Annotated in this window: 24 protein-coding genes; 10 read left to right on the top strand and 14 right to left on the bottom strand. The window is 54.2% G+C overall.

The window, feature by feature from the left end; translation table 11 throughout:
- Positions 1–94: 94 nt before the first annotated feature.
- Both DKB71_RS37625 and DKB71_RS37620 read right to left on the bottom strand, forming a co-directional pair.
- Positions 95–1,834: a hypothetical protein gene (locus DKB71_RS37625; protein ID WP_408601716.1), complete on the bottom strand. Its 1,740-nt coding sequence runs from the start codon at positions 1,832–1,834 to the stop codon at positions 95–97.
- A gap of 151 nt (positions 1,835–1,985) precedes the next feature.
- Positions 1,986–3,728: a hypothetical protein gene (locus DKB71_RS37620; protein WP_408601715.1), complete on the bottom strand. Its 1,743-nt coding sequence runs from the start codon at positions 3,726–3,728 to the stop codon at positions 1,986–1,988.
- Positions 3,729–4,039: 311 nt separating this feature from the next.
- Here DKB71_RS37620 and DKB71_RS37615 point away from each other — a divergent pair, with 311 nt between their 5' ends.
- The 4 genes from DKB71_RS37615 (at position 4,040) to DKB71_RS37600 (ending at position 6,456) form a co-directional block, all read left to right on the top strand.
- On the top strand, positions 4,040–4,651 hold the full coding sequence (locus DKB71_RS37615) for a hypothetical protein (protein ID WP_408601713.1): 612 nt from the start codon (positions 4,040–4,042) through the stop codon (positions 4,649–4,651).
- A 19-nt stretch (positions 4,652–4,670) separates the two neighbouring features.
- On the top strand, positions 4,671–5,228 hold the full coding sequence (locus DKB71_RS37610) for a hypothetical protein (RefSeq protein WP_408601712.1): 558 nt from the start codon (positions 4,671–4,673) through the stop codon (positions 5,226–5,228).
- An 86-nt stretch (positions 5,229–5,314) separates the two neighbouring features.
- On the top strand, positions 5,315–5,806 hold the full coding sequence (locus tag DKB71_RS37605) for a hypothetical protein (RefSeq protein WP_408601711.1): 492 nt from the start codon (positions 5,315–5,317) through the stop codon (positions 5,804–5,806).
- A 71-nt stretch (positions 5,807–5,877) separates the two neighbouring features.
- Positions 5,878–6,456, top strand: coding sequence for a hypothetical protein (locus DKB71_RS37600; RefSeq protein WP_408601710.1), 579 nt, complete (start codon positions 5,878–5,880; stop codon positions 6,454–6,456).
- A gap of 509 nt (positions 6,457–6,965) precedes the next feature.
- Here the strand turns inward: DKB71_RS37600 and DKB71_RS37595 are convergent.
- Positions 6,966–7,250, bottom strand: a complete 285-nt coding sequence (locus DKB71_RS37595) for a hypothetical protein (protein ID WP_408601709.1) — start codon at positions 7,248–7,250, stop codon at positions 6,966–6,968.
- A 281-nt stretch (positions 7,251–7,531) separates the two neighbouring features.
- Here DKB71_RS37595 and DKB71_RS37590 point away from each other — a divergent pair, with 281 nt between their 5' ends.
- Genes DKB71_RS37590 through DKB71_RS37580 form a run of 3 tightly spaced genes read left to right on the top strand, consistent with a single transcriptional unit; the run spans position 7,532 to position 8,650 of the window.
- Complete coding sequence (locus tag DKB71_RS37590; RefSeq protein WP_408601708.1) at positions 7,532–7,954, top strand: Hsp20 family protein; 423 nt, start codon at positions 7,532–7,534, stop codon at positions 7,952–7,954.
- A gap of 58 nt (positions 7,955–8,012) precedes the next feature.
- Positions 8,013–8,303 carry a hypothetical protein gene (locus DKB71_RS37585; protein ID WP_408601707.1) on the top strand — a complete coding sequence of 97 codons (291 nt, stop codon included), beginning with the start codon at positions 8,013–8,015 and terminating at the stop codon, positions 8,301–8,303.
- On the top strand, positions 8,300–8,650 hold the full coding sequence (locus DKB71_RS37580; RefSeq protein ID WP_408601706.1) for a hypothetical protein: 351 nt from the start codon (positions 8,300–8,302) through the stop codon (positions 8,648–8,650). The genes DKB71_RS37585 and DKB71_RS37580 overlap by 4 nt, the downstream gene beginning before the upstream one ends.
- Here DKB71_RS37580 and DKB71_RS37575 read toward each other — a convergent pair.
- Together DKB71_RS37575 and DKB71_RS37570 are read right to left on the bottom strand one after the other, a co-directional pair.
- Complete coding sequence (locus DKB71_RS37575; RefSeq protein ID WP_408601705.1) at positions 8,647–9,039, bottom strand: hypothetical protein; 393 nt, start codon at positions 9,037–9,039, stop codon at positions 8,647–8,649. The genes DKB71_RS37580 and DKB71_RS37575 overlap by 4 nt on opposite strands.
- Before the next feature lie 23 nt (positions 9,040–9,062).
- Positions 9,063–9,350, bottom strand: coding sequence for a helix-turn-helix domain-containing protein (locus tag DKB71_RS37570; protein WP_408601704.1), 288 nt, complete (start codon positions 9,348–9,350; stop codon positions 9,063–9,065).
- Positions 9,351–9,801: 451 nt separating this feature from the next.
- Here DKB71_RS37570 and DKB71_RS37565 point away from each other — a divergent pair, with 451 nt between their 5' ends.
- Together DKB71_RS37565 and DKB71_RS37560 are read left to right on the top strand one after the other, a co-directional pair.
- Positions 9,802–10,971, top strand: a complete 1,170-nt coding sequence (locus DKB71_RS37565; RefSeq protein WP_408601703.1) for a hypothetical protein — start codon at positions 9,802–9,804, stop codon at positions 10,969–10,971.
- Between the two features lie 151 nt (positions 10,972–11,122).
- Entirely contained in the window at positions 11,123–11,419 is a 297-nt protein-coding gene (locus tag DKB71_RS37560; RefSeq protein ID WP_408601702.1) for a hypothetical protein, read from the top strand.
- A 78-nt stretch (positions 11,420–11,497) separates the two neighbouring features.
- On the opposite strand, the gene DKB71_RS37555 is transcribed toward DKB71_RS37560, so the two are convergent.
- From DKB71_RS37555 to DKB71_RS37520, 8 genes are all read right to left on the bottom strand, one after another.
- Positions 11,498–11,776: a hypothetical protein gene (locus DKB71_RS37555; RefSeq protein ID WP_408601700.1), complete on the bottom strand. Its 279-nt coding sequence runs from the start codon at positions 11,774–11,776 to the stop codon at positions 11,498–11,500.
- Between the two features lie 76 nt (positions 11,777–11,852).
- Positions 11,853–12,275 (bottom strand): phage protein NinX family protein, encoded by a 423-nt coding sequence (locus DKB71_RS37550; protein ID WP_408601699.1) that lies wholly within the window; start codon positions 12,273–12,275, stop codon positions 11,853–11,855.
- A 41-nt stretch (positions 12,276–12,316) separates the two neighbouring features.
- Complete coding sequence (locus DKB71_RS37545) at positions 12,317–12,880, bottom strand: hypothetical protein (RefSeq protein ID WP_408601697.1); 564 nt, start codon at positions 12,878–12,880, stop codon at positions 12,317–12,319.
- A 7-nt stretch (positions 12,881–12,887) separates the two neighbouring features.
- Positions 12,888–13,250, bottom strand: a complete 363-nt coding sequence (locus tag DKB71_RS37540; RefSeq protein WP_408601696.1) for a hypothetical protein — start codon at positions 13,248–13,250, stop codon at positions 12,888–12,890.
- A 130-nt stretch (positions 13,251–13,380) separates the two neighbouring features.
- Positions 13,381–14,049 (bottom strand): hypothetical protein, encoded by a 669-nt coding sequence (locus tag DKB71_RS37535; protein ID WP_408601695.1) that lies wholly within the window; start codon positions 14,047–14,049, stop codon positions 13,381–13,383.
- Positions 14,050–14,218: 169 nt separating this feature from the next.
- The gene (locus DKB71_RS37530; RefSeq protein WP_408601694.1) at positions 14,219–14,647 is read right to left on the bottom strand and encodes a hypothetical protein; all 429 of its coding nucleotides are present in this window, start codon (positions 14,645–14,647) and stop codon (positions 14,219–14,221) included.
- Positions 14,648–15,009: 362 nt separating this feature from the next.
- Positions 15,010–15,360: a hypothetical protein gene (locus DKB71_RS37525; RefSeq protein ID WP_408601693.1), complete on the bottom strand. Its 351-nt coding sequence runs from the start codon at positions 15,358–15,360 to the stop codon at positions 15,010–15,012.
- A 138-nt stretch (positions 15,361–15,498) separates the two neighbouring features.
- Positions 15,499–17,262, bottom strand: a complete 1,764-nt coding sequence (locus DKB71_RS37520) for an ATP-binding protein (RefSeq protein WP_408601692.1) — start codon at positions 17,260–17,262, stop codon at positions 15,499–15,501.
- Between the two features lie 138 nt (positions 17,263–17,400).
- Between DKB71_RS37520 and DKB71_RS37515 the strand changes: the two genes are divergently transcribed.
- On the top strand, positions 17,401–17,775 hold the full coding sequence (locus tag DKB71_RS37515; RefSeq protein WP_408601690.1) for a hypothetical protein: 375 nt from the start codon (positions 17,401–17,403) through the stop codon (positions 17,773–17,775).
- Positions 17,776–17,884: 109 nt separating this feature from the next.
- Here the strand turns inward: DKB71_RS37515 and DKB71_RS37510 are convergent, their stop codons facing one another.
- On the bottom strand, positions 17,885–18,595 hold the full coding sequence (locus DKB71_RS37510; protein ID WP_408601689.1) for a J domain-containing protein: 711 nt from the start codon (positions 18,593–18,595) through the stop codon (positions 17,885–17,887).
- Positions 18,596–18,909 lie beyond the last annotated feature (314 nt).

Here is an 18,909-nt window from a genome sequence, read left to right as displayed (position 1 = left end):
GGCCCAGTTCCTGGGATGTCAGAAACTCTACGAGTTTTTCACTCTCTGAGGCCTGTAATTACAGGGCTTTTACATTGCCGGTCGACGCGACGTTTTAAACCCCAAGTTCGCGAGTAAACATCTGTCCTCTCGTAGCAAAAGGCACCCGGTCGACGTAAGGGCGCATCGCTTCGTCCCCCAGCACGTTTACCAGCAGCGTCATTTCCCGAGGGGATCTCGCCTCAGCTACACACGCCTCTACCCCGACCCTCACCAGCCAGGCCCGGTAGAGCAACGACCTGCGATCTTGCTTCTCGGCGAAGCTCGTCTGCCGGGCGCACTCGGCCAGTACTTGACGTAGGTCGGTAGGCTCACGCTCGACGTCGACGGGCCAGAGCCCCATGGACACCAGCTTTACGTAGGTGTCCGTCAGCTTGTCGCGCAAATTCACGGTGTTCTCATTGACCCTGTGAATCTTCGCAAGCTCAATCATGACGACATCCCCGCGATGATCCAGCAGGTCGCTCGGATGTTGTTTTTCACCGGCCTTGAGTACGGTGCGAGGACTGAATTTGTAGCCCTGCTCGTAAAGCATAGGGAAATCCTTAAACCGGATCAGGGCTGACATTCCGCTGTTATCGATACCAACAGCCTTCTGTAAGGCAAGCAGCATCGGCGCATCCATCGTTAGCGTGCTGGCAACTGAAGTCCATTGCGCCGGCGACAAAAGCGCTGCAACGCGGGCTGAGAGCTCGACATCAGTATCCAGGATGCTGATCAGCGAAGATGACTTCTGAGCGCCTAAAACGCCATTGATCAATGGGTACTTCCAATCGTTGGTCTTATCAGCCTGCCGGCAGAGCAGGTCTAACGGGAGGTAGCTGGCAACAAACGACTCGCTCTCGCGAAAATTCGCAGGATCCAACGGGCCGGCTGTCTCGAAACCTGCCAGGAAGGCTGTTGTGGTGGCGCACAGAACCATGCCGCCGTTATCCAGGAATCCGTGTTGCGCCAGCGGCGACCCCATCGAATGGAGCAGGAATTGGCCAATCTCGTTTTCAACCAAGGCTTCGCTGGTCAAGTTGTACGATTGGGGATTATTGACACCCTTCCGCTGTCCGATTTCGGTCTCGAAGAACCGCGCCCACTCCGCATATCCGTAGGTTTGGAAGTCATCGCGGCCATCAAGAACTCTAACGTTCTGCAGCGAGTGGAAGGCGTGAAGGCTATCAGGGTAAGCGCTCACCATCTCTGGAGCCGCCCAGCACAACACGTGCTCATAAGTCGTGCCGGCGATGCTGTCTTTACTGGCATCCATCAGGCCAAGCACCAACTCAGGCTGGGAGAGCCGCTCATTCCTCAACGTCGGAAGTTTGCCCTCAAATCTGGCCTCTCGACACAGTTCAAGCGCATCCCCCAACCCATCACTCATCAGCAGAGCGCCAGCGTCTGGCGAGGTTTCAATCAAGCCCTGGACATTCATGTCGCGGATATTGGTGAGGAGCCGCTTTAGCTCACTCACGCTGCCGCTGGAGTTAAGGATGTTGTCATTGGCCGGCAGGTGGTCACCGGGCACCCCATTCAAGACATGGGTGCCATCAGCTTCTGTGACGAGCCTTACCTCGAACGGGCCCCGCAACTGCCATAAGACCTCGGCGAACTTGTTGTCGCCATGGCAGAGAGCATCAACCATGACCGCCGCCAGATCCTCATGCTCAAGAGTGCCAAATAACAGCTCCCACTCTTTGAGATCCTGATCGGTCGTCTCGGGCGTGACCGGGTGCGTCCTTCTTGAGCGAGCTCTGATAGCCATGATCGCCTTTTTAAAGCTAGGCGGCTTGTCTGGGTTGCTCATTGATACCTCGTTAAAATCATGAGGGCTCGATACTGAGCCCTACTCAATTCACTTGAAAATTTGCGGTACCTTCCCAACGTATTCCCCGACTTCTTCAGCCGCCAAGGTAGCGCAGACGCTTAAGCGCCAGCCGCGTTGATCGTCCAGATCATCAGACACCGAGCTCAAAGGTAAAAACAGTCCCCCTCGCCGTGTGCGGCATCTGCGCTACATACGGCTTCATGGCTTCAGGGCCCAGGGCGTCGACCAGGTACTCCCACTGCGCCGGCGTCTTGGCCACGGCAGCACAAGCTTCAGCGCCAGCGTTGATGAGGTAGCCCCGTAGGGAAAGAGCGACTTCATTGTACCGCTTAGCGAAGTCTTTCTTGCGGGTGCACTGGGTAAGCGCCTCTTTGACCGAAGCAGGCTCAGGAATCTTGGCGCAGGGCCACAGGCCGAGGGAAATCAACCCGGTATAGGCTTTCACCAGCTCAGTCTGTTTACCTGACCAGGTCGGCTCCGGATCTGTGCCTTCGCGAATAGCGTCTATGTCGACGGCAGATGAAATACCGCGATAAGCCGAGGGGGAAGATTTACCCGACACGATCTGCGTTCCATCGGCGAATTTGAAGTCAATGGCCTTCAGCGTGTCTATGTCGTAGATAGCGAGTTTGACCTTCATGCCCTGGTTGTCGAAGCCGAAGGTCTTGTTGAGCACGGCCAGGAGTGCGCCCTCTATCTTCTCTCCACTTGCAATCGCCTTGAACTGGGACGGAGTCAGGAGATTTTTGGTCGCCGCTGCCTCCCCAGGCTCACTACCAAGCAGCCATAGGAACTGCTGGTAGGTGTGACCACGATAAAACTCATCATCGTTCAAGCGGGCGCCGGGGATGGTCTGCAGGTACATCAAATCGAAGGGCATGTAGTTGCGGACAAAGTCGCATGCTTGTTTAAGGTTGTCCGAGTCCACCTCAGGCGCAGATGGGAACTCATACAAAAACTCAGCAGATGTATGGCACAGGACATAGCCTGGCTTAGCATCGAAACCGTATTGCGCCTCGTTGGTTGCCATCGATCTCAGCAGGACACGCGCAACGTCCTGCTCATCGTCACACTCGTTTTGAATCCAGATCTTCGAAGGCAATGATCCAGTAGTACCAGCTTGAGCGTCGGCCTCGAAACGTTCAGACCACTCCTGAATGGTCATCTTCGGCGGGTAGAACACACCATTGGTTTCGAACTCGTGCTTGGCCGCATAGGGCTTCAGAAGCCCAGGATGCTGCCTGACCATCTCTGGCGTGGCCCAGCAAAGCAACTTTTCGTACGGCTTTAGCATGCCAGGCTTGGTGGCGCCCATCGTCAACGCCTGAAGCAGTTCGCCCTGGCTCACAACGCCGGCATCCAGTTTTGGCAACTCACCAGTGAACCGGGTTCGTCTCCGGGTGTTACGCCTGAGCACCTCAGAATTACCCATGGCGAGCAGATTGCTGCCTTGCGGCGTCATGTCGATCAGACCCCGGAACTCCATGTCCGAGATCAAGCGAAACAGCTTCTGGTAATCCTCGACCTTATTCAGGCCCTCGAACAGGTTCGGAGCATCTGAGAGCAGCACGAAGTCATGCCCATTGAGCGTGCACGTGTTCTCGTAGGGGTCGCGCTTAAGGTTCACCTGGAACGGCCCACGGACAGCCCAAAGCTCTTTCAGGAGCTCGATGTCGCCATAGGAGATCATGTACAGCGCAAGTGGCGCCAGCTCGCCGCCAGGGAGATCGACCAGGGCTTTGCGAACGAGGTTAAGATCAAGGCCGCTCGGCGATTGCGGAGTATCTGGCTCTGCATGATCACGCACAATTCGGCAGATCTGCTTGAACTCTGGGGATTGAGAACTCACTTTCCCGGTTTCTAAGTAATACACAACCACCACTCCCGCATTCGCTTTGGTTCAGAGTATCCCCGGCATCACTATGACCTCAAGCAGCTTGAGTGCGGAGGGACAAAAGATGAACGAAACGTGCACAAGCGAATCGTTTCGAGTCGACTAGTTTTCGAAATATTTTCGTCAAAAAAACAATGACGAAAACACCTGCAAATTCAACTAAATCAGGACATTTTAATGAACAAAGTGTAGTTGATTAGTAGCATTTATCTTGCCGTTGAATATTTGTCGATATAGAGTAATCATACCATTGCTCCGCTTAGGGAGAAGAATAATAACAGGGCTTTGTAATGAAAACCGCCAAACCATCCTACGCAGGCATCAAGCAGCTTTCCAAAGAATTCGCCATTACTATGCCCAAAGCCAGGGATGCGCTCAAAGCCGCTAAGGTCATGGGCCCTGATGGCAAGCCGGTGAAAGCAGAGTACGCACAGGAACGGCAAATGGAAGATGGGAAAATCTGGTATTCCTGGGATAAGAGTATTGCGGAAAATGCATTCCTCAAGCATGGCTTGAAACAGCCAAGTGAACTAGAACGATACAGCTTTGTGCAAAACAAACATCAAGCCGACGGCAAGATCGCTGATGCTTTCATTAAGATCGGCGAAATATCGAAGCTTGAAGAAACCTACAATACTGGGCGGGAAGACTTAGGGGCTGCCTTCAGCATTCTTCAAGGGTGTATGTATGAGTGGGATCATGGAGGGATTGGCTCAGCAGTTGAATTGTCTAGCAAAGACGAATGTGTAACATTAATCAATAATCTGAACAGAGCTATCAAGGACTACGAATCAACCTGCAAAAGCATCTGCAAAACCAAAAAGCAGATCAAAGAAGTAGAATTTTACGCAGCTGCCATCAGGCGAGTCGCCGATTGGATACAGCTCCAGTTTTTCAGATAACCGAACCCAGAGACCGGCCATGTCCAAGCAGCTTTTCCGCGTGATGCTTTCGAGCTATTTCATCAACGACGTCGAGAACGCCGGTGTTAAGGATTACCACCTGACCCAGCTCTGCGAAGCGAAAACCCTTGGACTGGCCATCAAGCAAGCGTACGCCAAGGTCGCGGGTATCAATGACAAGCTTGGCGCTCCTGGCACTGAGGAGGCCCACGGCCTTCAGATCCTGAAAGGAGACCAGGTGTTCTTGATGGCCCGCATCAACTCCCTCACCGACCCGGATGGCTTCAGGTACTTCAACGCCGAGAGCATTGCGTGGGAGTTGCCAATGTGTGAGATCGACGCCGCCGCTGCGACCGAGGAAATTGAGACCCTGGAGCGATGGAACCGGACGCTCTCCGATGAACACACCGACAAAGCCACACACGAAGTGACCATCGCCTATCTGAAGGCCACGGTTAACTGCGCCCAATCCCCTATCCCCCGCACCCGATTGCAGGCAACGCTGTACCGGGTCGAAAGCGAGCTGAACAGGAAGCCAAGCGCGGCCCGCCACTTCATCCAAGAGCTCGGAATCTGAGCCCACTTGCTCCGGCACTAGTCTTCCAATACGATCCGCGCAAGCACAGCCACACCCACTTTGCGCTATCGAAGAAGGAAGTCCGGATGCAATTTCGGCAATTGAAGCAAGCTCTCAAGCTTGGTGGCCTGGCAGTCGCTCTTTCGGCCTTGGCCGGCTGCGATTTTCTGGCCGGGGTCGGCCAGTACTTTGCAGACAAATACGCTGACCAGATTCCGCCCACCCAGTACTACATTGACGCCTACGCCATTATGTCTGTGGGTGAGCATCAAGCTGCAGTGTTGGGGTTTGATGACTGCCCACAGATGCAATTTAGGGACGATCCCAATCCAAAATTCTGGTTAACCTTGCCAGGCACTAAGCGCACCTACGCCGCGAACATATTGCAGTGCACGCAAATCCCGGCTGTCGATGGGGATATCAACGTGAGGCTGTTCTGGGTACGAAAACCAGGCGAGGACTTCACCCCAGAAGCCCCGCAAACCGTAGAGACCTGGCACGTCAGTTACCGTGATCACAAGATGGTTCTGCAGCGACCAAATGGCGAATTCGTTACTCCGCTCAAAGAACAATCGTAATGTATTGACAGCCACCCGTTTTGCATTATGATTTGCCGGTTGATTTTACCTAAGCTTCCAAAGGAAACGCGATGAAACCGAAGACTGTCTTCTCCCTGGCCGAGGCGCACAAGATCGGAGAGACCCTCCAGCGCGACATCGATGTCTTGCAAGCCGAGATCGCCGAGACTTCTCGCCCGATCAAAGGCAACGTGGTTGAAGACCAGAACAAGGCCGTCGCTGCCCGCACTACCCTGAGGGAAAACTTCCGGAAACTGGACGTGATGGTCGAAGCCTCCATCGCCCTGGGTGAAGCCATCGCCCATGGTAATGCCCAGGCCGGGGTCGACATCCTCCTCAAGCGCAGGAATCTGGTCACCAAGCATCGTGCGTGGCTGAATGACATGGTACGCCAGGTCAAGAACCAAAACGAAAACGCCATTGAGTTCGGCCAGGTTGAGTCGGTCTTTGCCCGTATGAACGCGGCCAATTCGATCAACACTGTTCAGATCAAGGTTGTCCAGACTGATGAGATGACCAGCTTGAAACAGCGCCAGTCTGAAGCCGTCAAGCAGCTGGACGAGATCAATCGTGAGATCTCCAGCCTGAACCACGGCACGAAGATCGAATTCAACTTCAAAGCTTCCATCCTGAAGATGTTGGGCTGCTGATTTGATGGTGGCCTGACCCGAAACTTGGGATAGGGACAGGCCGTTTACACACCATGCAGCTTCACGAGACCCATGAGAGCGAAGAACCCTACTGGGAAATGTCGCAGTCGTAGGCTTCAGAGTGGTTGGCTACTTGACCCATCAGTGGCAGACGCAACGCCCCACTCGACCCGACGCACCTTAATCGTTCTTCGTCCTACGTTATTCGTATAGACCTTTCTTCATTCTGGCCACCTGTAGGTGGCCTTCTCGTTTCTGGGTGTTTTGTTCACCAGAAAAGAGGAAGCCCCGAAGAACGGGGCCTCGCATAACCTAGTCTCTTCACCGTTTCGTGTGGCACGGGAGTGGAGGTTCCTAGGGCTGCGACTTCATATTACCAGGTGAGAACGTCAATCCCCAATCGGATCTACCGGGCCGCTGGCCGGCTGGTTTCATCCAGACACGACAAAGCCCGCCCCCAGCAATCGCTTAGGGACGAGCTATTCAGCAGAGCTGTGGCGAAGAAATGCCTACGGCTGCTTGAGACTCTGCAGGAAATTGCGCCAGGTAAAGCCATCGAAGTCGATGTCTTTGAAGGCTTTGGTCAGCCCTTCACTGGATTTGGTGGCGTCGGCGTAGAACGAAACGCCAGAGGCCTTGGTGTTGCTGAACACCGTGTTGAATTCGTGCTCCACGTCATCGCCCTTTTCGGCGGCGGAGACCAGGCGGTCTTTCAGGCGAGCTTCATCAGAGATCGTGATGCCTGAGTTCTTCAGTGCCTCGACGAACGAGGTGATTTGTTTCGCAGTGCTCATTTGTATCCCAGATCTGGTTGATGACGGATCCTCTCTTTATGGTTGCGTGAGAGGGTTATGCCGCAGGGTCTATGCTGTTGAATCGATCCAGATTTGTCAATACTTTGCATATGTTATTGCGGGTGTTTTCTGTCCCACCCATCTGGTTTCCCGAGCTCGGGCCGCCCAGCAACCTGTTGCAACCAAAACAGAAACTAATTAGCATGAATTGACACGGCATAACGCGTGTAGCTCAGGCCATCAGGCTGAGAATCCTATCTGTCGCCCAAGGGGACAAAAACATGAAAAAGCAGGACATTTTCTTCGCTATTTCCGGCATTGCTCTGGCTGATTTTTTCCAGCGCCAGATCGCTCGTACTACTGACGCGTGCAAGGTCTTCAGCTTTCCGCCGACTGACGTCATCGCCCATGACGAAGGTCATTTCGAGATCCAGATGGCCCTGGCCGGCTACTCCCTGGATCTGCTCGACATCGAAGTTAAAGGCAGCCACCTGACCATCACGGGCAAAGCGCCTGAAGGCACGAGTGAAGACACCAGCTTCTTCGCACGCGGCATCGCACGTCGCGCATTCGAGCGCACGATGGAGTTTCCTCAACTCGTTGAGGTGAAAGAAGCCACGTTCATCGACGGCCTGCTGGTCGTCAAGCTCAACGTGGTCGTACCTGAATCCGAGAAAGCTCGGAAGGTGCCGATCAACAGCTGATCTTACGAGGCCCCTTTCGAGGGGCCTTTTCGTTTCGATAACAACAAAAAGAACGCCCATGAAACGAGATTTCAGAGTTATTTTTGGAATCGTCCAGGCCTTACTGGATGCACCACACCGCGCACGCCCCATCACCGAACTCCCCGGCGTACCCAGCGACGAATTTCAGCATGCCGCCTGGCTTCTCCACAGTCGTGGGCTCGTCCTTGCCGACAACGTCAGCACAGGATTTCAGGTTACCGCTCTGACTTGGAGTGGCTATGACTATGCAGATCAGCACGCCAGTTACCTGAAGAAACTCGCCACAGATCGCCGAAAGAAGCAGACCAAACCTCAAGAGGACGTATGAATACGATAGCCCTACCAGGAATTCACGAAGTCCCCCCTGCTGACATCCAGATCGGTATTGCAGTCCTGGAAGCGCTGGCGCCGATGTACCCCAACCTTGCCTTTGTGCGGAAGGCCGGGTTGACGGTTTCAGTGCCTGAGCACATCGAAGCCGCCTACGTGGCCAAGCATGGCGAAAAAGGACAGTGGTTGATTGATGTGATCCTCGGGCGCAAGGAAACCATCGCTTCGGTAAACGTCAGAGTCTGCATGCGGCTTGAGGATCCGGAAGCAGTCGACCAGATCCTCGGGAAAAATGTGGAATCCCCACTTCCGGCGCCTAAAGCTGAGTTTTGTGCCGCGAGCTAAGGTACAAACGGGTGCAGGTACCAGTTCGGAAAGAGTGTAAGACCTGCTTTATCGAAGATATCAACGAGGGCCTCCACAAGTTTTACGGAGCGGTCATGAGTCTGATCACGACCTTCGCCCTCTTCAACCATCAGGTACCACCGAAAGCCTCCCCGGCGATAGTTACGGATCGAGCCGTGCGTTCCGTCCGGAAGCTTAAACGACCACGTCCACTCCCCCCATGCCTCAGGGCTTTCGCCTGGCACCATCTCAGGGTCACCGAGGGTGCCCTTCAGGTCGTTCGGAGACATGACGAAAGTCATCTGAGACGACCCACAGTTTGGCGCTTCAGCAAATACGACACGCTCAACAACCAGGCCAGCTGCGCCGAAGAGGGTTTTTGCAGACATTAAATTCATCCTTAAATCGAGTTTTATGCGTACGGGAATTTTCGCACGCGCTTGACCACACCCATCTGAAACCCGAAAGGTTGGAATACTGCGTTAAGGGAGCCAATCGTGGGATTACCCTCGTCCCCTTCCAGGTTCCTCAGGGTGCGAGTCGAGATCTTGCACATCCTGGCGAAGCGGACTTGATCCAACCCGGTGACGTCCTTACGCAGCATCCTGATGGCTTGGCCATGGGTGACCGTGCCGGCAGAGAGCTTGCTGAGTAGATCGTCGAGGTACTGACCTCGCTCAAGAGTACTGACTACGCTCACTATGCAACTCCGTTATCGGCAGCGATTCCACATATTGCATTTGCTCTCGAACGGCGAAGGCGTGCCCGGTTCGCGGGTGTACTCAACAACGTACATTGCGGAGCCGGCCACGACCGTCAGTACAAGCCCGAAAATTAGCGCAACGGAAGACGGACTATGTGCCAGCCACCCCCAGTTCTTCTTAAGCTTGGACATCTTGGGTGCTTTAACTTCTGCCATGGTGCTCATGCCTTCAATGATGTGGCTCTACGGATTCAGGCAACCCCTGATCTGCATTTTATTGCAGACAAAGGCCTTTCTAAGCCTATTGTTCGGCATTATATTGCCTATGTTCTGAGATTTCCACGACTTTTCGGCATTAAAATGCAGATTAGCTACTCGATGAGTTCTCCCCATGGTTTAAGCACCAACGCGCCTGGTACGCTGGTGAAAAGACCGAAAAGGGAATTCCATGACCAGCCCGAATAACGCCCTCCCAAGCATCACTGACGTGGAGAAGTGCTTTGCGAGGATCAAGACGCACCGGAGCAAAGACCGCACGTTGATGCCCCTGGCTGAGTTCGCACGCGTCCAGGAAATGATCCAGCAGACTTTGCACGTCGGCGACGTCGAGCAGTTCGGCGCCTTGAAAAACGCTGTCGAGAACATTGCCGCCCGCCCCGGCCTGGGTGTCGGTCAGCTCGACAAGAGCGGCTACGACCTGCTGCGTAGTCGAATCGAGTTCATGGCCTTTGCTGCCTCCATGATGCAGCCTGGCCAGACCCTGGCAGCCCCACAGAACAGCTTCATGTCCTACCTGTCGATCCTCAAGCCGATGTACGTCTCGCAATGCGCGATGGAAGTGGCGGAGACCGGCAACTGGGACGACTTCACAGCCCTGATCGGCTATCTCACCCAGGACAAGGACAACGTCAGGGATACTCCCCTGCAGAACATGTCTGCCGAGAGGCGTGATGGGATGCTCGGTGACCTCGAATGTGCGCTAGCTATCAACGTCGGTCGACGCATCTCGGTGCTGATTCTCAAAGTATTGGCCGCATCCCAAGAGAAGCACATCCCCGATGCGTTGGTCGCCCTCCTACGTCAGCATGAGGCTGTATTTGCCAAGCATGTTAGGAACGAGAGTGCCTCAGGCCTCCCAGGCAGCACCTACGCCCTTCTGAACGAGTACAAGCGACTTGGCCTCAACCAGCTATACAGCGCCAGCATGGACGTCGCTATGGGCTCATACAAGTGCCCAGACCACTTCCTCACCCTGGCAGCACACGGAGTCGTCAAAGACCCTGAATGGCATGCTGAGCAGTTCCGGGAGTGCAAGGACGGATCGAACAGCCCAGCTGTAGCTCAGCTCGTGTTCTTCCTGGTCAAAGGTGAGCCGGCGTACCTGCCGCCTCTGGATGAGCTTCCACCGAAGACTAGGGCCGAGGTTATCGTAGAGGCCTGCAATGAAGCCCTGAAGATCGACCCTGGCTGCCTTCCAAGGATCATCGAGTTCCTGGAGGAGAAGGTCGAACTGGGCGATATCGGGCGCGAGCTTGTGAACAAGGGGCTCGACGAGGAGATCTCCAAGCATGTTGGAGAGATTCGCGGCTGGGCATTCACCAAGGCGCTAGGGGTTTAAGCGCTACTGCCGGGTTCAGCCCACGGATCCGGCTCCCTTCGTCCTCAGCACCTATCGCGAGCGCTAGCCCCCAGCCGAAACCTCGTCTGGTGACTTCGAGAAATCATCCGGGTACACTGTATAAAACCCCATATAACGCCTTGGAGGCCCTATGACTACTGACGCGCAGCACGCTGCTCCATTGCCGCCAGTCGATGCCAAACAACTGCAGCAACGCCTGGAATCTGCCATCGTTGACTCCCGCGAACAGGCTCGTATCAACTCCTTAAAAGTCACATCCGACCCCCACGATCACGTTGCCATAGCAGCGATCCCTATGTATCACGGCGTGAGCGTCGGCCTGCTGACGGCCCTGCTCCATGCGAATCTGATCGACGTCGCGGAGTACAAACGGCGTGTAGCGGAAATGCACGACGAAAACGAACGCTTTTTGGTGGTAAGTGAATAACGGGGTTTATGTTCAAGCACGATGGGGATTCGCGGGATATTCACCAAGGCGCTAGGCGTTTAAGATCGAATGCCGGGTTCAATCACTGGATCCGGCAGCCTTCTCTTCTTCTGCAATCATCGCCAGCGCTCGGCTAACCGCATTGGGTTCGCTTTTCTGTCTCCTGCGAGCGCCTACTCGCCGGGTGGCTGCGTGGAATTTATCCATGAGGCTATGCAAACCTTCACTGGCTTGAGAAAGCTCGGGAGGAATCACGCTGGCTCTTTCGAGCGTTGTTGAGATCAAATCGAGAGCGTTATCAATGGCCTCAAGTTCTTGGGCCGTCATGTAGACGCCCGCCCCTTTTCCCTTACTCATATCCGCCGATTCCTTTTTAAAACTAGCCAGCGCCTGCCGGCGTAAAGTTACGACTCCCCCATCCAGGCGCCTGCAGTCAAACCGAGCGTAGTGGCCGCTGTAGCCCTGGAGCCAGAAATGCTGGGATCTCAACCATGGCTCCGAGAACCTCAATGACCACTGCCTTGCACACTGCGACCCTCGGATCAGCAGCAAAGCTCCAATTCGTAGGCTCGTTGAGGCGTTTCGGGTGTGCCGCCCATTGATCACCCTTGGCTGTACCTACACCAATTTGGACTTCCCCGATGCCAATCTTGTACTTGAGGATCAGCCGCCCGGTCTGATTCCAGTCAGTATCGTAGGCCGTTAAGCTGGGGCCCCAGGGCATGCCGTCATCCGGTGTAAACCAAACTGAAAACTGCCCCTCTTTGAAAATCGGGTGCAGCTCTAGACCTTCAGCTTTCATCACGGCCCAGCGCAGAGCATCGCCCTCGAGCAGCTCGCTTTGGATTTTGATCATTTCGCAGCTCATATCGCGTCCTTTCCAGTCGATGCGAGAATTTAAGGCTGAAGCCAGAACTGAAGCAACGGGTATTCAGGCAGTTTCGTGTATTGGTTCGCACGGCGCACGCAGAAACCACCATGAGAAAGACCGTTGATGCCGATGTACGCGTGGCCATTGAGCTGCATACGCAGGACTTCACCGCCGTTGTCGTACTCGTCGTCCATGATAATCGACTCATCAGGGATGCCCAGGTGCTTGCCTACCGCCCAGGCCCAGGCCGTGACTTCAGGATCGCTGGCCTGCATCAGGGCTCGCGAGACAGGATGATCCGGGCCCAGCGCAAGGACGTCGGCATCCGCAAACACCCTCTTCCAACCGGCGTCCAGGTTTCCACTGAACCACGCACGATACTTCTTGGGGATCACGGCAAGGTGGCCAGCTTCATGGAGAATTCCGGAGGGCCGGCACTTTGGATCGACATGCAGCTCGCCGTCGACGATGGCCACGTCGTCGATAAACCCCTTGGCGCCAGGCACCACCGTAACCGGCAGGCCGACGTTGATCAGGAAGTCGACCACGACCTGCGCGAGTGGATTCTCCATCATCAGAAAGTTACTCATGCTGTGGTCACATCCAGTAGTCGAACTGCAGGAACTTGCCGTTGGGCAGCGGGATGCCGATGGTACCCGCATAATCGTCCCCAGAGAAACCACCATTGGTGGTCTGGTGAACGAAGATGTCGCCGAAGCAGTGTCCCTGATCCTCGCCCTCGCCAATTGGCTGGTCGACAATTTTGAAGTTACGGTTGTAGCTGTCGGCCATCGCACGCTCAATGTCCAAGAAGCAGTCCTCGGTGACCATGGCTTTCACAATGGCCAGGACGGCTGCTCGCTCCTGGAATTCGAAGTGACTGTCCTGATCGATCACGAAGTTCGGATCGCAGACAGGGTGATCCTGCCCTACTGGCAGTACAACGGCTTGAGGTTCCATGCTCGACTCCAATCTCTTGAGGGGTATTCCTTTGTTGCCTCGCATTTTATGTCAATTTAACATCATTGTCTAGTGAGAAAGCCCTAAATATGGGCCCTGCAGCGGGGCTCACGATGAGCCAATACCCTGGTCAGACCTCGGTGTCATCCGGGGGCCGGCGACCAGAATAAACCTTGAGTCGTTTGGTAAACCGCTTCGATAGCTCCATGATGAAGATATAAGCACCGGAAGTGCGATCATCAGGGGTTTGCTCAAGATGCTCTATGCATTCCCCTAGGTCGATGCGAACTCCATCAGTATAGGCTGCAAGGTTTTCTTCTATTTCCTGATGCGCTGCATTTGCTTCAACTAGCAACTTTCGTTTAAGCATTTTTTCAGCGTCAGCAAGACCTCGTTCATAGCCCCTCATCTCACTCTTAGCAAGTTCAGCTCGGTGCATGCTATTAATTGCATCTAACGCAGTACGCCCCTGGGCCTTCATGAGCTCAAGCTTCGCGTTGCTTTTTCGAGCATTGGCACGAGTTGAACGTACCAATTCCTGATAAAAATGAGGGCACTGGAGGTGCTCAATTGGGGTATCTGAGGGGAAAAACTCAAAATCCACGCTTGCCACTGGAACCCGCTTGGTATCTTTCCCGAATACTGCGCGAAGAAACTCCCCAAGGGTTGGGTAGTCCTCGATTTTACGAGCTGGGCCAATATCGAGACACATGCTTATTTGGCGTTCTGTTAGTTTAGAGCAATCAACTAGAAGCCCATACATCTCAAACATCATTATTTGAACTTCGCGATCTCTCATCTTCACTTTCCATAGTTGCTTTCAGTGGGTGTATGAAAACATATAAAAATGAGAAAACCAACAAATTTAAATTTTACTAGTTGCACTAAAAATCAGACTGAGTTACCTTATTTGAATCTGCGAGCGCATGAAAAAGCACTCACGGAACAAGGGAAGTTTCCAGCCATCCCTAGCTCATTCCAGGCCCGTCTGACTCTAGACTGACTATCCGACGTTTTGGCTTAGCAGGCGCCTCAACCTGAAGAGCTGACTGACCCGAAAGCTCGCCCATCGAGTTCATCTCAATCATATGTGGCGAGGCAATGCCGGTCAGGTCGATAGCGATGAAGCTCTCGACACCCAATTCCCGGAACGAGAAGCACCGGTGCTTGCCGTCGAGAAAGTGGTTTTCCGCGATGACCAGTGGCGGCGCGTTTTCTGGGGTCAGTGCCCTTGCGTACGCTGTCCCCCTATCGAACTCACAAAGGCGGACAATCGGGATGTCGGCAATCCTGACCTCGCGAGTTGGCAGCATGGCCGGAACGTTATCTCGATCAACTTCAACAAAATCGGAAATCAGGGATTGCATATCCTCTGGAAGGCTGTCGAAACGAATCATGTTTAATGCCTCTTTTCTTCCAGTATGTCTCACGCTACCAAGGTTGGCCAAGGTGCCCTGGGAGGCGCCAGCGCCCTCCTCTTACAGATCGCGACCCGCAGCGCTAAGATCCCCCGCATCATCAAGGAGATCCGCGTGGCAAAACAATCAGCAAGCGACCGCCGCAGAAGGCTTCTGGCCGGCTGCTGCCCGGTTCACGGCATGGGGATGGGTCAAGTTGGCGTTTGGAGCCAAAATGGGGTGAAGGGCTCCCTGGTCGAATGCTTTCGCAAGGATTGCCAGGTACAAGCCATCCAGGAGCGGAACGATGGCCCGCTCCAGCTAACGCCCAGGTACAGACACCTGATGGCGCCTATAGCTGCTTAAGCGCCTTTGTGGATCAGGTCGATCAGGACGAGTAGCCCTACGCAAATCAAGCTACCCGTAACGCAGTACAGCAATGGCCTGATGTAGGACGCTATCGCCTTCTTCGGCTGCGCCGGCTCGACATCGCAGTTCTCCAGCATAGGCGCCAGCGAGTCGATCTCGGCCTGAGCTTCAGCGGCGTTGATCCGGGCCTGCTTCAATCTCAGCACGATCACATCCGTGGTCGTTTTGAAGTGTGCCTGGTGCCACCTTTTGGATTCTCCCCGCCCAATCGATTCAATCGCCTCGAAGTAGGCGCGTGCGATCTCTTGCTTAGCGTTTTCAAGCATTGAGGTTGTAGAGCTCATGTGTACCTCGATGGGTTGGCGTCATGCTAAGTGCCATTATTCTGGCATTTTTCGCATGAAACAGATGGAATAATGGCACTTAATGCCAAAGAACAAAAAGCCCCAGGTCTCCCCAGGGCTCTTCGGTACCGCTAGGTGTTACTCAGCGCAAAGGCCTTTCTTGAACGTCTTGCTGACTTCCAGCATGTCGATCAGGTGGCTCACGTTCGGCTGAACACCCTCTTCCATCGCCAGGGAGATACCCGAGCTGATGGCGTTCTTCACTTCACGACCGTTGGTTTTGTAAGTCAGCAGGCGATCAATATCACCATCCTGAATCACATATTTGTTTGCAGCCAGGCGACCTTCCCAGATCTTACGCAGACCGGCCTCATCGAGATCTTCGTAGTGGATCGCCAGGGTGATGCGAGACTGGAATGCTTCATCGAGGTTCGCACCACGGTTGGTCGTGAGGAAAAGCACACCGGTGTAGTACTCGAGCAGACGCAGGAAAATCGCGACCATGGCGTTTCGCTGAAGCGAGTTGACGTCACGCTTCTCCATCATCGTGTCCGCCTCATCAAACAACAGGCAGGCGTGCCATCTTTCAGCAAACTTCAAGAAGTTGCCGAGGCGCTCCTCCACCACTTCTACGTCAGTGCCCAAATCGCCCAGACCGACTTTGTAAAGCGGCTTTTGCAGTACTTCAGCCACCGCTTCCGCCGTCAGAGTCTTGCCGGTACCAGGCGTGCCGTTCAAGAGGAAAATGGCGCCGCCACCCTTGCCAGCAATGAGGTCGATGTCCCCAGCGCGGTGAACAGCGATGGCTTTGATCATTTTCTTCAACTTCGGATCAAGCACAAGATGCTCGAAAGCATCGCTGCGGAACTTGATCGGCGTCGACTTCTCCAGCTGAGCGACGAACCAGTGCGACTTGCTCAGGTTGAAGAAAACACCAACTTTGATGAGTCGAGCAAAATCACTGTCCGTACCGGTGATTGCTACTTCTTCATCATCATCTTCATCCATCGAGATGTCGAACAGGCCGAGCAAGCTGTTAAACCTGCTTGGTTCCATCTCACGGCAGCCGGCAGGGTCAACAATGACACGGCTATCGACAGAAACCGGCAACTTAGAGCCCATGAAGCCAGGAACGTAACCGACGTCCTTGAACTCTCGGTAGCTGATTTCCTCAGCCATGAACTCCTGGTGTTTTGCTTTGCCATCAGCCGCCAGCTTAGCCAGCATCTCTGGTGTCAGCGGCACCAGACGCATCTCACCCAGAGGTGCTTTAAGGAACTCACCTTCACGATGGGAGATGTTCACCTGCGCAATGCGCTTGCCCATTGGCAGCAGCGCCTCGCCGTAAGCGGCAAGCACACGTCCGCTCATCGTACGACGGATCGTTACGTGGGTGAGCTTCCAGGCGATGTTCATTTTTCTGTCGAACACGAGCTGTTCTTTCTGCTTGGTCAGCAGGACAAGATACTCAACGAAACCGATGGTGTCGGCGTCAGTCTCTGGCCAAGCGAAGCTCATCTTGTTCAGGCTGCTGACGACATCGACCAATACATCAGCTTCTTTGGTGTTGCGAGCAGCGCAGTTCATCACCAGTTCGTGGAAATGCGTCTTGAAGAAGTCCAGGCGCACTGCTTTTGGGTAGTGGCTTTCGTAGATGTAGTGCGAGGTGTCAGTACATGGCAGCGACTGATCCATCAGCATCGCATGGATAGCGATTCGGGCCTGTGCAGGCGGGATCAACAACCAATCGTGACCTTCATGAGCGACCTTGCGGATGCCCATTCCCAGATCATCTGCCAGCTCGCTTGCGGCTTCAATAGCCTTGTAATGCTTAAGCGATACGGCGCGATCCACCATATGCAGTGGCTCGTCGTTCTTCAAAACGTTATCGACAGTGCTCATGTAGTGCTCCATTAACCGAGCGCAGAGCATACCGCAGGTCGGATAACTGTCAATATATGGCCTTTGTTTTTTGCTACCCCTCAGGCTTTTTTCTGAGATAGAATCGATAGATAAGAAAAACAAGAATTGGTGATTTTCATGAGTTCCATCACGCCAGAAGCCGCGCACCAGGCGCTCAACAGCCTCCTCATGGCAGCTCGCAAAGCCGAAGCCCGTCATGTCCAAATCCGCGTCCGCTCCTCCAGGGCTGTGATTCAGTTCAGCAGCGAAGACTGGACGACGACCTATTGCGAATGGGAAGAGGACTACGCCAACCAGGTGATGACCTGCATGTTCATGGAAATTGAAAAGAACGAAGGCTATTCCCACAAAGAGCCGCCCCTGGAAGCCATCATCGCCCGCCAGGTGGAGAACGGCATTGTCTCCAAAACCCCGCCTATCCAGATCCGCGCCAAGATGTCGACCGTCCCAATGTGGCCGGAAGGCTTCGACGTCATCCTGAATCTGCTCTGACAGGCTACAGGCTGGCCAATCGAGAGAATCGAAGTTTTCGCACAGCGCCTGCGTTAACGCTGTGCGAATCCTGAACCGTAGGCGCTCTCCGTGCGAAGTACCGAGTCTCTTAGAGCTTGAACAACCAAAACGCCGGCATCACCACAAACGCAAAGAAAGCGGTTGTCACAAGGGCGCCTTGCACAGCAGGTGCTAGGTTGAAGTAAAGACCCGCAAATTTGTCGAAGCTCCTGTCCTCCGGCCTATCCATCCCCCTGGTGATGGCATCGTAAGCTTTCGCAATTGTTTTTGGGGCTCCCCTTCCCCATTGCTTGTCGATCAGAAACGACCTGTAGATCAACTCTGGAGTCAGGTATGAGAGCCTGAGCTCCCTAAACAGCTTCCACATGACTGTGTTGTAGTTGAGGAAATCATCGTAGTGCTTTTCATCAAAATTTTGGGGCCGCACGAACTCGAAACGATCCCACTTCTCTGAGCTGAAGTCATTGGACTCATCGGTCTGATTTTGGCTGTATGACGACTCCTGCTGTGGCTTGGAATTTTCTTCTTTCCGAGATTTCTGCTCGCCTTGCTGAGCATTCTGCCGGCTGGCCGCTTCGTTCGTCTCAATCCAAGCATCATGCTGTGCTCGTGACCGCTCGTTCGACAACACCTCATACGCCAGGTTGATGCATTGCATCGCGCTGAGGGATGTAGCACAGCCCGCATTCCGGTCTGGGTGATGAGCACTTGCCAGTCGGCGGTAAGCCTTCCTGATGTCAGCCTTTGAGGCTGTACGGTCGACTTTGAGATTGTCGTAATGATTACGGGGGTTTTTCATGGCTTCAGTGCGCTTGAGTTTGGTTTGGTTGATGAGCTACGCGTACTCCTGGGACGCTGCCTCCGGATGGGATCTGACTTTCGCAAAGCAAGACTGGATCTTGTGGGCTTCCTCCTACCGGATACACCAAGTCCAGCAGCCTCTCCATTTCACGGGCTGGAGTCGACGTCTCGCCCAGCTCGCACGACAGGTCACTCCACTTGCTCGGCGCCAACCGCTTAAGCCATTCTGTTGCCAAGCTGTAGGAGTAAGTCTTCGATCCGATGCGTGGAGTCCAGCGCCTCAGCACACCTGATTCATGGAGGTGGCGTGCA

Origin of the sequence: Pseudomonas sp. PLMAX (assembly GCF_046042685.1) — a bacterium.
Lineage (GTDB): Bacteria > Pseudomonadota > Gammaproteobacteria > Pseudomonadales > Pseudomonadaceae > Aquipseudomonas > Aquipseudomonas putida_AE.
The sequence above is the reverse complement of the archived record's forward strand: the minus strand, read 5'-3'. Positions and strand labels throughout refer to the sequence as shown.